Origin of the sequence: Xanthomonas prunicola (genome assembly GCF_025266575.1) — a bacterium.
GTDB classification, from domain to species: domain Bacteria; phylum Pseudomonadota; class Gammaproteobacteria; order Xanthomonadales; family Xanthomonadaceae; genus Xanthomonas; species Xanthomonas prunicola.
Genome location: NZ_CP096142.1, coordinates 2,020,837 through 2,035,899 on the forward strand (window position 1 = coordinate 2,020,837; position 15,063 = coordinate 2,035,899).

General features: G+C 65.8%; 12 protein-coding genes. 8 read left to right on the forward strand and 4 right to left on the reverse strand.

The genetic code is table 11. The annotated features are described in order from the left end of the window. Positions 1-203: 203 nt before the first annotated feature. Positions 204-1,844, reverse strand: coding sequence for a chaperonin GroEL (groL, locus tag M0D43_RS08630; RefSeq protein WP_039421754.1), 1,641 nt, complete (start codon positions 1,842-1,844; stop codon positions 204-206). 146 nt (positions 1,845-1,990) lie between these two features. Next, positions 1,991-2,278 (reverse strand): co-chaperone GroES, encoded by a 288-nt coding sequence (locus M0D43_RS08635; protein ID WP_003483210.1) that lies wholly within the window; start codon positions 2,276-2,278, stop codon positions 1,991-1,993. A gap of 428 nt (positions 2,279-2,706) precedes the next feature. Between M0D43_RS08635 and M0D43_RS08640 the strand changes: the two genes are divergently transcribed. The 8 genes from M0D43_RS08640 to accC all read left to right on the forward strand — a co-directional run bounded on the left by M0D43_RS08640 (position 2,707) and on the right by accC (position 13,583). Next, positions 2,707-4,497, forward strand: coding sequence for an endonuclease (locus tag M0D43_RS08640; protein WP_252164308.1), 1,791 nt, complete (start codon positions 2,707-2,709; stop codon positions 4,495-4,497). Between the two features lie 585 nt (positions 4,498-5,082). Beyond that, positions 5,083-5,415, forward strand: coding sequence for a divalent-cation tolerance protein CutA (gene cutA / locus M0D43_RS08645; protein ID WP_252164309.1), 333 nt, complete (start codon positions 5,083-5,085; stop codon positions 5,413-5,415). A gap of 5 nt (positions 5,416-5,420) precedes the next feature. After that, positions 5,421-7,748, forward strand: a complete 2,328-nt coding sequence (locus tag M0D43_RS08650) for a protein-disulfide reductase DsbD family protein (protein ID WP_252164310.1) — start codon at positions 5,421-5,423, stop codon at positions 7,746-7,748. 342 nt (positions 7,749-8,090) lie between these two features. Continuing rightward, entirely contained in the window at positions 8,091-10,247 is a 2,157-nt protein-coding gene (locus M0D43_RS08655; protein WP_260816733.1) for a prolyl oligopeptidase family serine peptidase, read from the forward strand. Positions 10,248-10,738: 491 nt separating this feature from the next. Beyond that, positions 10,739-11,185, forward strand: a complete 447-nt coding sequence (aroQ, locus tag M0D43_RS08660) for a type II 3-dehydroquinate dehydratase (protein ID WP_252164311.1) — start codon at positions 10,739-10,741, stop codon at positions 11,183-11,185. Between the two features lie 98 nt (positions 11,186-11,283). Further along, a complete protein-coding gene (accB, locus tag M0D43_RS08665; RefSeq protein WP_252164312.1) occupies positions 11,284-11,769 on the forward strand; it encodes an acetyl-CoA carboxylase biotin carboxyl carrier protein in 486 nt (161 codons plus the stop codon). A gap of 47 nt (positions 11,770-11,816) precedes the next feature. Continuing rightward, positions 11,817-12,173: a four helix bundle protein gene (locus tag M0D43_RS08670; protein WP_425510660.1), complete on the forward strand. Its 357-nt coding sequence runs from the start codon at positions 11,817-11,819 to the stop codon at positions 12,171-12,173. A gap of 42 nt (positions 12,174-12,215) precedes the next feature. Further along, the gene (gene accC, locus M0D43_RS08675; RefSeq protein WP_101362898.1) at positions 12,216-13,583 is read left to right on the forward strand and encodes an acetyl-CoA carboxylase biotin carboxylase subunit; all 1,368 of its coding nucleotides are present in this window, start codon (positions 12,216-12,218) and stop codon (positions 13,581-13,583) included. Positions 13,584-13,721: 138 nt separating this feature from the next. Here accC and M0D43_RS08680 read toward each other — a convergent pair whose 3' ends face one another. Beyond that, positions 13,722-14,087 carry a hypothetical protein gene (locus M0D43_RS08680; RefSeq protein WP_252164313.1) on the reverse strand — a complete coding sequence of 122 codons (366 nt, stop codon included), beginning with the start codon at positions 14,085-14,087 and terminating at the stop codon, positions 13,722-13,724. Continuing rightward, positions 14,084-15,013, reverse strand: coding sequence for a hypothetical protein (locus M0D43_RS08685; RefSeq protein WP_260808136.1), 930 nt, complete (start codon positions 15,011-15,013; stop codon positions 14,084-14,086). The genes M0D43_RS08680 and M0D43_RS08685 overlap by 4 nt, the downstream gene beginning before the upstream one ends. Positions 15,014-15,063 lie beyond the last annotated feature (50 nt).

Genomic DNA, 15,063 nt, shown 5'->3' on the forward strand with positions numbered 1-15,063 from the left:
GCGGCGGGGCCTGGATCCAGGGCCGCGGCGATGAGATCGCACGCCATGGATGTCCTGGCGCCTGCAATGTCGTTCCAGACTGGAGTGTTCACCACGGCTGCAACCGGCACGACAATGCGCAGCGCCGCTGCATAAAAAAAAAGCCCCGCATCGCTGCGGGGCTCCTTTGACTGCGGTGTTGCGTTCGGCTTGCGCCGGCTGGATCAGAAATCCATGCCGCCCATGCCGCCCATGCCACCGCCGGCCGGCATCGCCGGCTCGTCCTTCTTCGGTGCATCGGCCACCATGGCTTCGGTGGTGATCATCAGGCCGGCGATCGAGGCTGCGTTCTGCAGCGCCGAACGGGTGACCTTGGTCGGATCCAGGATGCCGAACTCGACCATGTCGCCGAACTCGCCGTTGGCGGCGTTGTAACCGTAGTTGCCGGTGCCTTCCTTGACCTTGTTCAGGATCACGGACGGCTCTTCACCGGCGTTGGCGACGATTTCGCGCAGCGGGGCTTCCATCGCGCGCAGGGCGATCTGGATGCCGTGGGTCTGGTCTTCGTTGGCACCGGTCAGGTTGCCGACGGCCACCAGCGCACGCACCAGGGCCACGCCGCCGCCCGGAACCACGCCTTCTTCGACGGCTGCACGGGTGGCGTGCAGGGCGTCTTCGACGCGTGCCTTCTTTTCCTTCATTTCGATTTCGGTCGATGCGCCGACCTTGATCACGGCAACGCCGCCGGCCAGCTTGGCCACGCGTTCCTGCAGCTTTTCACGATCGTAATCGGACGAGGTGTCTTCGATCTGGGTCTTGATCTGGCCGACGCGCGACTCGATCGCAGCCGAATCGCCAGCGCCGTCGATGATGGTGGTGTTTTCCTTGGAAACCTGCACCTTCTTGGCGCGGCCCAGATCCTTGATGGTCGCCTTCTCCAGCGCCAGGCCCACTTCCTCGGAGATCACGGTGCCGCCGGTCAGCACGGCCATGTCTTCCAGCATCGCCTTGCGACGGTCGCCGAAGCCCGGTGCCTTGACGGCCACGACCTTGACGATGCCACGGATGGTGTTGACCACCAGGGTCGCCAGCGCTTCGCCTTCGACTTCTTCGGCGACGATCAGCAGCGGCTTGCCGGCCTTGGCCACGCCTTCCAGCACGGGCAGCAGGTCACGCACGTTGGAGATCTTCTTGTCGTGCAGCAGGATGAACGGGTCATCCAGGTCGGCCGACTGGCTCTGCTGGTTGTTGATGAAGTACGGGGAGAGATAGCCGCGATCGAACTGCATGCCCTCGACCACGTCCAGCTCGTTTTCCAGGCCCGAGCCTTCTTCAACGGTGATCACGCCTTCCTTGCCGACCTTCTGCATCGCTTCGGCAATGATGTTGCCGATCGATTCGTCCGAGTTGGCCGAGATGGTGCCGACCTGGGCAATTGCCTTGTCGTCGGTGGTGGGCTTGGAGATGTTCTTCAGCTCGATGACGGCGGCCTTGACGGCCTGGTCGATACCGCGCTTGAGGTCCATCGGGTTCATGCCGGCGGCCACAGCCTTGGCGCCTTCGCGGATCAGGGCCTGGGCCAGCACGGTGGCGGTGGTGGTGCCGTCGCCAGCGTTGTCGTTGGTCTTGGAAGCGACTTCCTTGACCATCTGCGCGCCCATGTTCTCGAACTTGTCAGCCAGTTCGATTTCCTTGGCGACGGAAACGCCGTCCTTGGTGATGGTCGGCGCGCCGAAGCTCTTCTCGAGCACGACGTTGCGGCCCTTCGGGCCCAGGGTGGCCTTGACGGCATTGGCGAGAACGTTGACGCCACGAACCATGCGGGTACGTGCGTCTTCACCGAAACGAATGTCTTTAGCAGCCATTTGTTGTAACTCCGGAAATGAGGAATAGGGAATGGGGAATCGGTAGATCAACAGCGTGAATCGGGGCGGGGTGGGATGGCGAAGGGCGCTAGCCGCTTTGCCCATTCCCGATTCCCCACTCCCGATTCCCGGCGCGCAGCGCCTGATCAGCCGATGACGGCCAGAATGTCGTCTTCGCGCAGCACCTTGTACTCGACGCCTTCGGACTTGTAGCTGCTGCCGGCGTACTGGCCGTAGATGACCTTGTCGCCGACCTTGACCACCGGCGCGCGCAGGCTGCCGTTGTCCAGGGGCTTGCCGGCGCCGATGGCGACGACTTCACCCTTGGTGGACTTTTCCTTGGCGGAGTCCGGGATCACGATGCCGCCGGCGGAAACTTCGTCGGCTTCGATCGGCTTGACTACAACGCGGTCGTGAAGCGGCTTGATGCTCATAGAGAAGACCCTCTTAAGTGATTGATTGGCCTGGAAATTATCGGCGATGTTAGCACTCGCATATGACGACTGCCAGCACAGCGCGCGGAAAAAACCCGACAGAGCGGGTGCGGGCCAGAGATTGTGCTGGGCGGGCGGGTTTCAAGGGCCGGGCGCAAACTTTTTTCGTCGGCCGGTCTCATTCGCAGGCCAGGCAGCGACAACAAAACCCAGCGAACCGTCATCGGGCGGGCGTGGGCGGCACGCATCAAAGGCCACGCGCGCGTCGTCGTTGGCGTCAGGCGACCACTGATCCGTTGGTGGCCGCCCCACCCGCCCCGCCATGCGGGCCGGGCGGCACTCGCTCTAAAAATGGAACCAGGTTCCATCCTTTGTCATGCGCAGACTCTACAGTCGGAACCGCATTCCCCGATCACAAGGAGCTGTCGATGAGGTTGCCGTCCCGTGTTGTGTCCCTGCGCTGCACCCTTCCCCTGGCCTGCGCGTTCGCGCTGAGCGCCACCTCCGCCAATGCGGCGGTCTTCATCAACGAACTGCACTACGATGACGCAGGCGCCTCCGGCGACAGCGGCGAAGGTGTGGAAGTGGTGGCTACCGCTGGCGAATCGCTGAGCGGCTACCGCGTCTATCTGTACAACGGCAGCACCCCGAGTGCGGCAGTGGTGTACGCCAACACGGCGGTGCCCGCTGGCACTGCGGTGAGCTGCGGCAGCCAGGTGCGTCTTGCCACGGTGAGCTACGCCAGCAACGGCATGCAAAACGGGCCCAACGACGGCGTGGCGCTGGTCGACCCCAACGGGCAGTTGGTGCAGTTCCTCAGTTACGAAGGCACCATCACCGGCAGCGGTGGCCCGGCGGCCGGCGTCACCAGCCAGAACCTGCCGGTCAGCGAGAACAACAGCAGCGCGGTCGGCAGTTCGCTGCAAGTCACCGGCACCGGCAGTGCAGCGGCAGACTTCAGCTGGGCGGGCTCGGCGGCGCAGACGTTCGGCGCCTGCAACCGCGGCCAGACCTTCAATGGCAGCGGCGGTGGCGGCACGACCGGCGCACCGACGATTACCAGCACCACCCCGACCCAGGGCGCGAGCGGCTTCCCGGCCGCCGGCGATCTGGCGGTGGGCTTCAGTGAGGCGGTGACGCTGAGCAGCGGCGCCTTTGCGCTGAGCTGCGCCAGCTCCGGCACGGTGGCCTTGAGCTACCCGAGCAGCGGCACCCGCTTCACCCTGTCCACCAACACCGCCCTGGTCGGCGGCGAGCGTTGCACCCTGGCCATCACCGCCAGCGCCATCCGCGATGCCAGCGGGCTGAGCCCGGCAGCCAATCAGTCCCTCGCCTTCACCGTGGCCACCGCCAGCGGCGGCGGCACCGGTTACTACTCGCGGGTCAACACCGCCAACGCCAGCCAGTTGCGCTGTTCGCTGCATACGGTGATCAAGGGCCACACGGTCTATCCGTACAGCGGCTCGGGCACCAGCACCTGGACCATCCTGGAGATGGCCGACGAGGATCCCAATAACAGCGGCCGGATCCTGGACGCCTACCGCAACCGCAGCTACGCCAAGGGCAGCGACCGCGCCGGCACCGGGAGCGGGCTGACCTATAACCGCGAGCACACCTGGCCCAACTCGCTGGGCTTTGGCAGCGCCAGCGGCGACAAGGGGTTGCCGTATGCGCCCTACACCGATACCCACATGCTGTATCTGACCGACACCGCCTTCAACGCCGACCGCGGCAACAAGCCCTACGCCACCTGCACCAGCAGCTGTGGCGAGCGGGTGACCGAGGTCAACGACGGCAGTGGCGGCGGCAGCGGGCGCTATCCGGGCAATTCCAACTGGGTGCGCACCCCGGACGGCAACGGCGGCACCTTCGAGGTGTGGGGCAAGCGCAAGGGCGACATGGCACGGGCGGTGATGTACATGGCGATCCGCTACGAAGGCGGTACCGACGCGACCACCGGTCAGTCCGAACCGGATCTGGAACTCACCGACGACCGCAGCAAGATCGTGCAGACCTCGGCCTCGCCGGCCTATATGGGCCTGTTGTCCACGCTGCTGGCCTGGCACCAGGCCGACCCGCCGGACGATGCCGAGCGGGCGCGCAACCAGGTGATCTTCAGCTTCCAGGGCAACCGCAACCCGTTCGTCGACCACCCCGAATGGGCCACCGCCAGCCTGTTCACCTCGGCCAAACCGGCCAGTTGCCAGCTGGCCAACTGAGCCCCACCGGCCCGACGCATGCTGTCGGGCCGGTATGGCTGGGGCCGCGTTGCGCGCGTGCCAGATAGCCGCGTGCTGTCCGGTGCCAGCGGCGGCAGCCGACCGGCGGCCTCTGGCCGATCGCAGCGTGAGCGCCAGCTGGCGTTGCACGGCGACCGATGCCGCCTGCGGCGCGACCATCGGCGTCGGCAACAGGCGAGCATGCACTCTGCAAGCCCGGCGTATCGCCGTGCCGGGCCTGGGGAATGGGTCGCTCCACTCCATCTTGCCGGGAGGAGCGGGGCTCGCTTGCTGATCGCGGGGTAGCGGTATTGTTCCTGCGCAAATCTGCGACTGGCGCGGAATGCACCCAGGAACGCATCGGACAGCGGTGCATACGGCGCTGGACAGCCACCCGGCGTACGGGGCTCATCGGCGTGCGCGCGGATGCCTTCGTTGCAGCCCGGCGCGTCCATTCGGCTACCCAAAGACCATCGAACCGCCACCGCACCGGCCGCCTGCAGCGCCAATCCAGCGAAGCTGGCACCGTGTTCCGGAATGCGCAGTCGCTCCCCCCGCAGGTAGGGGATTACACTGGCGGGCCGAATGAACGCCTCTTCCCTCCATTTGTTGTTCAGCACCTGCCCGGATGCGGACAGCGCCGACCGTATCGCGCATGCGTTGCTCGACGAACGCTTGGCCGCCTGCGTCACCCAGTTGCCGGGCGCGCACTCGCTGTACCGCTGGAACGGGGCGATCGAGCGCAGTACCGAGGTGCAGCTGCTGATCAAGACCTGGGAGGATTGCCTGCCGGACGCCATCGCACGGCTGCGGGCGCTGCATCCCTATGAACTGCCGGAGGCGGTCGCTGTCCAAGCCAGCGCCGGGCTGCCGGCGTATCTCGATTGGGTCCGGGCCGAAACCCGCAAGGAATCCTGACGTCCATGAAGTCTCTGTCCCACTGGATCGCCCGCTGCGCGTTATTGGCCGCCCCTTTGTTCGCCGCGTCGCTGGTGGTGCTGGCGCCCGCGCCCGCGCAGGCCGCGGTGACCGAAGCCGACCTGCTGCCGGTGGACCAGGCGTTTGCGCTGAGCGCCACCGCCGACAGCCGCGACCGCATCGCGCTGACCTGGAAGATCGCGCCAGGCTATTACCTGTATCGCCACCGCATCAGCGTCAAATCCGGGCAGGGCTTTGCCGCCGGCGAATTGGCGCTGCCGGAAGGCGAGAGCAAGCACGACGAGTTCTTCGGCCAGGTGCAGACCTACCGCAAGCAGTTGCAGGCCACCCTGGCCGGGAAGGCCGACCCTGCCATGAAGACCGCTGTCCTGCAGGTGCAATACCAGGGCTGCGCCGACGCCGGCGTGTGTTATCCGCCGCAGCGGCGCGAGATCCGCGTCAACCTGCCCGCCGCCGAGGCAACCGGTACGCCGGGCACCGCCCCGCAACGCGAAAACCTGGGTGCGCTGGTGCCGCGCAGTGCCGCCGGCCCGCGTCTGTTCGGTGCCCCCGGCCAGACCGCCGGCGTGGATGCATTGCCGCTGCCGGCCGAGCAAGCCTTCAACTTCGAAGCCATCGTCGGCGACGGCAACAGCCTGCTGCTGCGCTTCACCCCGGCGCCGGGCTATTACATCTACCGCGACCGCACCTCGCTGGCGCTGGAAGGCGTCGGCGGCGTCCGTACCGGGCTGCCGCGCTGGCCGCAGGGCAAGGCCCACCGCGATGAACACTTCGGCGATGTGGTGGTGTATTTCGACCAGGCCGAAGTGACCTTGCCGCTGCTGCGCGAGCATCCCGACCCGGCGCGGGTGACCCTGGTGGCCACCTTCCAGGGCTGCCAGACCGACGGTATCTGCTACCCGCCGATGACCCGCCGCGTCACCCTCGACTTGCCGGCCGGGACGGTGTCGCCGCAAAACCAGGCGCAGGCCGCCCCACTGATGATTTCGCCGCTGGCTGCCGGCCAGTTGCCTGTCGAACCCGCGCCTGCTGCGCCCCCCGCCAGCGCTGCCGGGCCGGTCGCCGACGCCTCGGCCGGCAATCCGGAGCGCACGCCGCCGCCACATACCGACAAGGGCCTGCTGGGCATGCTGGTGCTGGCGCTGCTTGGCGGGCTGGTGCTCAACCTGATGCCGTGCGTGCTGCCGATCCTGTCGCTGAAGGTGCTGGGGCTGGCGCATAGCGGCGAGAGCCGCGGCCACGCACGCAGCCACGCCATCTGGTACTCGCTGGGTGTGCTGGTGTCCTTCGCCGCCATCGGCGGGCTGGTGATCGGCTTGCGCGCAGCCGGGCAGGCCGCCGGCTGGGGCTTCCAGCTGCAGCAGCCGTGGTTCGTTGCCGCACTGGCGTATTTGATGTTTGCAGTAGGGCTGAGCCTGTCGGGCGTGTTCACGCTGGGCAGCAACCTGGGCGGCATCGGCCAGTCACTGGCCGCGCGCAATGGGCCGCTGGGCGACTTCTTCACCGGCGTGCTGGCCTGCGTGGTCGCCAGCCCCTGCATCGCGCCATTCATGGGCACGGCCCTCGCCTACGCATTCACTGCACCGGCGCTACTGGCGATGCTGGTGTTCCTGGCGCTGGGCCTGGGCCTGGCGCTGCCGTTCCTGCTGATCGGCTTCGTGCCCTCGCTGGCGCGGCGCCTGCCCACGCCTGGCGCGTGGATGGAAACGCTCAAGCAGGTGCTGGCGTTCCCGATGTATCTCACCGCGATCTGGCTGCTGTGGGTGCTGGGCAAGCAGCGCGGTGTGGATGCACTGGCCTTGATGCTGGTCGGTGCCACCCTGCTGGCGCTGGGCCTGTGGTGCTTCGAGCGCAGCCGCTGGAACAGCAACCGCGCCGGCATGCGCCTGGCCGCAGCGATGCTGGTGCTGGCCATCGTGCCGGTAGTGGGCGTCACCCGCCTGCGCCTGCCGGCGGCCACCGCGGCCGAGGGCGTGGTGGCGTTCTCGCCGCAGCTGCTGGACCGCCTGCGCGCCGACAACCGCGTGGTCTTCGTCAACATGACCGCCGACTGGTGCGTGACCTGCAAGGCCAACGAAAAGAACGTGCTGGGCAGCGCCGACTTCCGCGATGCGCTGCGCCGCGTCGATGCGGTCTACATGAAAGGCGACTGGACCAATGTCGATCCGGCCATCAGCACCTTCCTCGACCAGCACCAGGCCGTTGGCGTGCCGCTGTACGTGGTCTACGGCCCCGGTGCTCCGCCGGCGATCCTGCCCACGGTGCTGACCAACGCGATCACCGAGGATGCCTTGCTGCGCGCGGCGCGGTGAACGGCCTCTTCGATGCCCCGATGCATGTATCTGCCGAGGCGCTGCACACGCGTGAAGATTGTGCCTGCAAGGTGATCTGAAGACCATGCGCGCCTTGCTGTCGTCGGCAGCCTGCCCTCGCCGGCGCACCGCCTGATACCGCAAGATGCCGACGACCATCATCTATCGCGATCGATCCCGGAAGCGATTAACTCGGCCGCATCGGTTGTTTTTATTTTTTTTCATAAAGTCGCAGCGCGAACGGATTTTTCTCGACGCGCATTTCTCAAAATTACTCACTGCACGGTTCCAACGCAACATTCGACTTTATGCTGTCACCCCCCTCTCGGCGATGGCAACATAATGGTCCCCACGTCCGCCCTTTTCGGCGCAACGTTGTTTCTTGCCGTCATTGCAGGGGCAAATGCAGCACCTGCGACACCCGGCATTGCGGCTACTACACCCACGGCGGCCACCGCAGACCCGTATCTGTGGCTGGAAGATGTCACCGGCACAAAAGCGCTCGACTGGGTAAAGCAACAAGATGCACGCACCGAGAAACAACTGGCCGGCACCGCCGAATTCAAGCAGTTGGAAACACGGATCCGTGAAGTCATGGATTCGGATGCGAAGATTCCCGACGTGCAGAAGATCGGTGACAGCTATTACAACTTCTGGCAGGACAGACAACACAAACGCGGCATATGGCGACGGACCACACCGGCCGAATACCGCAAGCCTGCGCCTAAGTGGGAAACCGTGCTGGATCTGGACGCCCTCAACCAGAGCGAGGGCACGGATTGGGCATGGCAGTACGAGGACATTGACTGTCTGCGTCCGGCCTATCGCCGCTGCCTGATCACCCTGTCGCGCGGCGGTGCCGATGCCGACGTCACCCGCGAGTTCGACCTGGTCGACAAGCAGTGGGTGCAGGACGGCTTCGTCCGGCCCGAAGCCAAGGGCGAGCTCTCCTGGATCGACCAGGACACCGTCTATGTCAGTACCGATTTCGGTGCTGGCACCACGACCGATTCGGGCTACGCGCGCGTGGTCAAACAATGGAAACGCGGCACCGCCCTGGACACCGCCACGACCGTCTACGAGGGCAGCCCTCAGGATATGGGCGTGAGGGCCTTCCATGACGACACCCCGGGATTCGAGCGGGACATCGTGATTCGCGAGTTGGGCATCCGCAACAAGCGCTGGTATCTGCGCGATCGCAGCGGACACCTGGTCCAGATCGAGGTGCCGGACTCGGCGATCAAGCAGTTGCATCGCCAATGGCTCACGCTGGAGTTGCGCGAGCCGTGGAGCGTCGGCGGCAAGACCTATGCAGCCGGCACGCTGCTGGCCACCCGGTTCGACGATTTCATGGCGGGCAAGCGCGCCTTCGAGGTGGTCTTCCAGCCCACCGACACCGCCTCGCTCAGCAGTGCCGTCTGGACGCGCTCGCACCTGGTGCTCAGCATCCTGGATGACGTCAGAACGCGGCTGAGCGTGCTGACGCCCGGCGCGCAGGGTTGGAAGCGCAGCGCGTTCGTCGGTGCACCCAGCTTCGGCGCTGCAGAGATCAAGGCGGTGGACAACCTCGACAGCGATGCGGTGTGGCTCACCGTCGCCGACGACCTCACTCCGCCCACGCTGTCGCTGGCGCAGATCGGCAAGCAACCGCAGCGCCTGAAAGCGCTGCCGGCGTTCTTCGATGCCAGCCGGTTCCTCATCGAGCAACACTTCGTCACCAGCAAGGACGGCACCCGCATCCCGTATTTCCTGGTCCGCCCGAAGGCGCTGGCATTCGATGGCAGCGCACCGACCCAACTCTATGGCTATGGCGGTTTCGAGATCCCGATGCTGCCGTACTACTCGGGCGTCATGGGACGAGCGTGGCTGGAGAAGGGCGGTGTCTTCGCACTGTCCAACATGCGTGGCGGCGGCGAGTACGGCCCGCGCTGGCACCAGGCCGCACTCAAGCAGAACCGGCACAAGGCCTATGAGGACATGGCCGCCATCGCACAGGACCTGATCGCACGCAAGGTCACCTCGGCCAAGCATCTGGCCGTGCGCGGCGGCAGCAACGGCGGATTGATGGCCGGCAACATGCTGACCCAGTATCCACAGCTGTTCGGGGCGGTCGTGATCGAAGCGCCGCTGCTGGACATGCGCCGCTATAACCACCTGCTGGCCGGCGCGTCATGGATGGACGAGTACGGCAACCCGGACACGGCGGACTGGTCGTTCATCCAGACCTTTTCCCCATATCACCTGTTCGATCCGAACAAGACCTATCCGCCCACGATCTTTCTGACCTCCACCCGCGACGATCGCGTCCACCCGGGGCACGCACGCAAGATGGCCGCCAAGATGCTGGATGCGGGCAAGGACGCGGTGTTCTACGAAAGCATGGAGGGCGGCCACGCCAACCCTGGCGACAATGCCCAGGCCGCGCATCATGCTGCGCTGATGTACACCTTCCTGTGGCGGCACCTCGGACGCGACACCGCGACAACCGAAGGCAGATAGGGGCCATCGTCGGCGGGGCACATCGCTGCGCCGACGGTCGTCTGCGTGGGCATCCGGCCGTCAACGGCATCCATCGTGCACGGTGGGTGCGCGCGGTCAGCGTGGGTGCCGCTCAGGCGGCGCGCCATTGACCGGATGGCGCCTCGCACGCGTTGGAGGGAACGGCCGAACTTGCTGCCGCGGGCACAGAACCACGACGCGCGGCAGTGGAAGATGCGCAGACTGTCCCCTGGACCCGCACCGCACCACCGCCGATGCCGGCGCCCCGGTGCGCATTGGCGGGGCGCGGCCGAGCAGCGGCCGGGACGCTGCGGCCCGGAATGGCGGCTGTCTGTCGCAGCATGGCAACCCGATCCGATGCCCCGACGCCGACCGCGCCGACAGTCGCTGCAGGAATTCAAACAGTTGTTTAAAACAGCTATAACTTCTGCTATCTGGACAGCATCGCCCACATCGCGCAGACTTCCGGCCTTTCCACTTCGCTGGATCCCATGGCCCATCTGCTGCTGTTGCACGGCCCCAACCTCAACCTGCTCGGCACCCGCGAGCCGGAGGTCTATGGGCGTACCACGCTGGCGCAGATCGATGCAGCCCTGGTGGACCGCGCGCAAGCCGCCGGGCATGTACTGGACTGCCTGCAGTCCAATGCCGAGCACGTGCTGGTGGAGCGCATCCACACCGCCCGCGAGGACGGCACCGCCTACATCCTGATCAACCCGGCCGCCTTCACCCATACCTCGGTGGCGCTGCGCGACGCACTGCTGGGCGTGGGCCTGCCGTTCGTGGAGATCCATCTGTCCAATCCGCATGCCCGCGAGCCGTTCCGGCACCACAGCTATCTCAGCGACAAGGCCGACGGGGTGATCTGCGGCTTCGGCGCAGACAGCTACCGGCTGGCGTTGGAAGCGGTAATCGCGCGCCTGGAGCGCGACGCATGACACCTGCAGCACCGACCTCGGCCAGCGCGCCGGCGTCCTGACCCCATTCCCGCCGGCATCCGCCGGCACTCCCCACCGTTTCACTTCCAGAGGCCCTTATGGATCTCCGCAAAATCAAGAAACTGATCGACCTGCTTGAAGAATCCAATCTCGCCGAAATCGAGATCAAGGAAGGCGAAGAAAGCGTGCGCCTGGCGCGCGTGCCCAAGGGCACGGCGATGATGAGCGCTCCGGTGCAGCAGTACGCGCCGGCCCCCGCCGCGCAGGCGCCGGCTGCGGCCACCATGCCGATGCAGTCGCCGACCGAAGCGTCCACTGGCGGCGCCAAGCAGACCGCCGCATTGCCGGAAGGCCACGTGCTGCGCGCGCCGATGGTCGGCACGTTCTACACCTCGCCCTCGCCCGACAAACCGGCCTTCGTCACGGTGGGCCAGCAGGTCAAGGTCGGCGACACCCTGGCGATCATCGAAGCGATGAAGATGTTCAACCCCATCGAAGCCGACGCTGCCGGCACCATTGTCGCCATCCTCGGCGAAACCGGCCAGCCGGTGGAATTCGATCAACCGCTGTTTGTGATTGGCTGAGCGCCGGGAATCGGGAGTGGAGAATCGGGAATCGGCAAGGCGGCCTCATGAACGCCTGGAGCCTGGCGCGATTCCATGGAGCTTGTGGAAATGATCTACCGGTTCACCGAGGTTTTTTCCGAGCAGGAACGCTACGGCCTGACAGCGCAACTGCGCCGTGCGGCCGTCAGCGTCCCGTCGAATATCGCCGAAGCGCGGCGCGACGCTCAACTCCCGATGACGCGCGGTTTCTTTCGATTGCGCGCGGCTCGCTCTCCGAACTGGATACGCAGGTCCAGATCGCCGTACGACTTGGCTATAGCAACACCGAAGACGAAGACATCGTCAGCCAGCAGGTCGACCAGGTCTTCGCCAAGCTCACCGCATTGATGAATGCCTTACGCAGACGTGGAGCCGCACCATGACTCCCGCTTCTCCCCATTCCCCATTCTCGACTCCCTATTCCCATGCTCGATAAAGTCGTCATCGCCAACCGAGGTGAAATCGCGCTGCGCATCCTGCGCGCGTGCCACACGCTCGGCATCCGCACGGTCGCGGTGCATTCCACGGTCGACCGTAACCTCAAGCACGTGGCCATGGCCGATGAGTCGGTCTGTATCGGCCCAGCGGCCTCCAGCGATAGTTACCTCAACATCCCGGCGTTGATCGCCGCGGCCGAGGTCACCGATGCGCAGGCCATCCACCCCGGCTACGGCTTCCTGTCGGAAAACGCCGATTTTGCCGAGCGCGTGGAGCAATCCGGCTTCATCTTCATCGGCCCCAAGGCCGACACCATCCGCCTGATGGGCGACAAGGTCGAAGCGATTCGCGCGATGAAGGCCGCCGGCGTGCCGTGCGTGCCCGGCTCGGGCGGCCCGCTGGGCGATGACATCGTCGCCAACACCAAGATCGCCCGCGAGATCGGCTACCCGGTGATCATCAAGGCCGCCGGCGGCGGCGGCGGACGCGGCATGCGCGTGGTGCATTCGGAAGCGGCATTGAAGGCTGCGATCGAAACCACCAAGTCCGAAGCCAAGGCCGCTTTCAGCAACGATCAGGTCTACATGGAGAAGTTCCTGGAAAATCCGCGCCACGTGGAAATCCAGGTCCTTGCCGACGGCCAGGGCAGTGCGATCCATCTGGGCGAACGCGATTGTTCGATGCAGCGTCGCCATCAGAAAGTGGTGGAAGAAGCGCCGGCACCGGGCATTACCGAAGAGCTGCGCAACCAGATCGGCAAGGTCTGCGTGGATGCCTGCATCCGCATCGGCTACCGCGGTGCCGGCACCTTCGAATTCCTGTTCGAGAACGGGAGTTTCTACTTCATCGAAATGAACACGCGCATCCAGGTGGAGCACCCGGTGACCGAGCGCATCACCGGTATCGACCTGGTGTGCGAACAGCTGCGCATCGCGGCCGGCCACAAGCTCAGCATCAAGCAAAGCGACATCGTGCTGCGCGGGCATGCGATCGAATGCCGCATCAATGCTGAGGATCCGGAAACCTTCATGCCCAATCCCGGCTTGATCACCGCCTTCCATCCGCCGGGCGGCCCGGGTGTGCGTGTGGATACGCACATCTATGCCGGCTACAAGGTGCCGCCGAACTACGACTCGATGATCGGCAAGCTGATCGTGCACGGCCCCGACCGCGAGACCGCGATCGCACGCATGCGCGTGGCGCTGAGCGAGATGGTGGTGGACGGCATCAAGACCAATATCCCGCTGCAGCAGCGCATCATGCGCGACAAGGGCTTCCAGGCCGGTGGGCAAAACATCCACTATCTGGAAAAGCGCCTGGCCGAGCGCAAGAACAAGTCGATTGCGTTGACCTGATCGCAGCTTGCCATTGCACCAACAAAGAAAAGCCCGGGAAACCGGGCTTTTTCGTCATGTTGCGGTGCTCGGCTCGGGTGGCGAGCAACAGCAGATACAGCGCCGACAGTCGTGTCGGCGCGGAAAAAACTGCACCACTCACCGCCGCGGCGCAGGCGCCTGCTGGCTGCCCGGCACCGGCACGATGCCGCTGGCCGACGACGGGTCGACCACCGTCATGGTTTCGGTGGAGCCATCCGGCCACACCACCTGGAAGGTCGAGCCGGCAGGCAAGGTGGAAAACGGGATGGCGCTGCTGGCGCGGTACACCGCAGCGACCTGGCTTGCGCCATGTCGTCGCTGCTGCTCGTCGGCAGTGACGCTGGTGGACTTCACCGACAGCGGCTGGTAGCGGTGATCGGCAGTATCGATCATGACGATGCTCACTGCCGCCGCCGAATACGCCACGAACAGCGCAACCCACAACCAGAACTTGGCGCCATGCGCCAATCGACGGTAATTCATGACTGCGCTCCCGGATCGGAGACCAATGTATCGACCATCTCATCCACCCTGTCTGCTCCTTGCCGCGGCACTGCGGCATCGAATACGAACGACACAAAATCCTGTGCGCTATCGCGCGAGCAAATGCCCGCGTTGGCGCAATAACTGGTGACCAAGGTGCTGTCGGCGCTGCAATCCAGCCCCAACCGGCATGCGGCCACTTGCCAAGCCAGCTCGGCGAATTGATCGCCGGCCACGTAGCCTTGCAGGCTATCGTCGCCGCTGGCGCGCGCGCCCATCGCCGGGGCCAGGGCCAGATAGGCCTCGGGATCGCGTGAGGCCAGCACGCGTTGCACCAGCGTGCGCTTGTAGCCGGGCGATGCGTGCAACGGTTCGCCTAGCGCCAGCATGGCGGCCTCGGCGGCCAGGCTGCCGGCGCGCGCTGCGGCCTGGCGTTGCTGCGCGACCACGCGCGGGCTCAGCCCGTCGGTGGGAGCAAAGCCGGCGCAGCGCTGCGCCACGCGCTCGCGCGCAGCATGCATTGCCACGACACCAGGGGTGTGTTGCGCGGCGATCCATGCACTATCGGCGGCATAGCCGGACGGACTGGCCGCATAGGGCGCGCAGTAGTCGTAGACACGGCTCAACCGCCATCCGGCCTGTGCATCGCCGGCGCGCACCTGCTGCTGCAATTGCTGCGCATAGCGATACAAATCCGGTTGCGCTTCCACCGCATCGCGGTGCGACAGCCGTAGCGCCGTACCGTGCTCTTTCACCGCGCGCGGCTGCGGTGTGGTGGCGCCGACCTGCGTCACGTGCGCGGCAACCGGCACCGCCCGGCCAGCAGCACGCTCGGCCGACTGTGCGCGCACATGCCACCACGCGGCCGCCGCAAGCGCAGCGGGAGCGAGCAGCAGCCAGAGATGGCGGGCACGAGCAAGCGGCATGAAGAGCGACGCCCCTGCTGCGGAAACACCCGCAGCGATGGCGCGGAGTC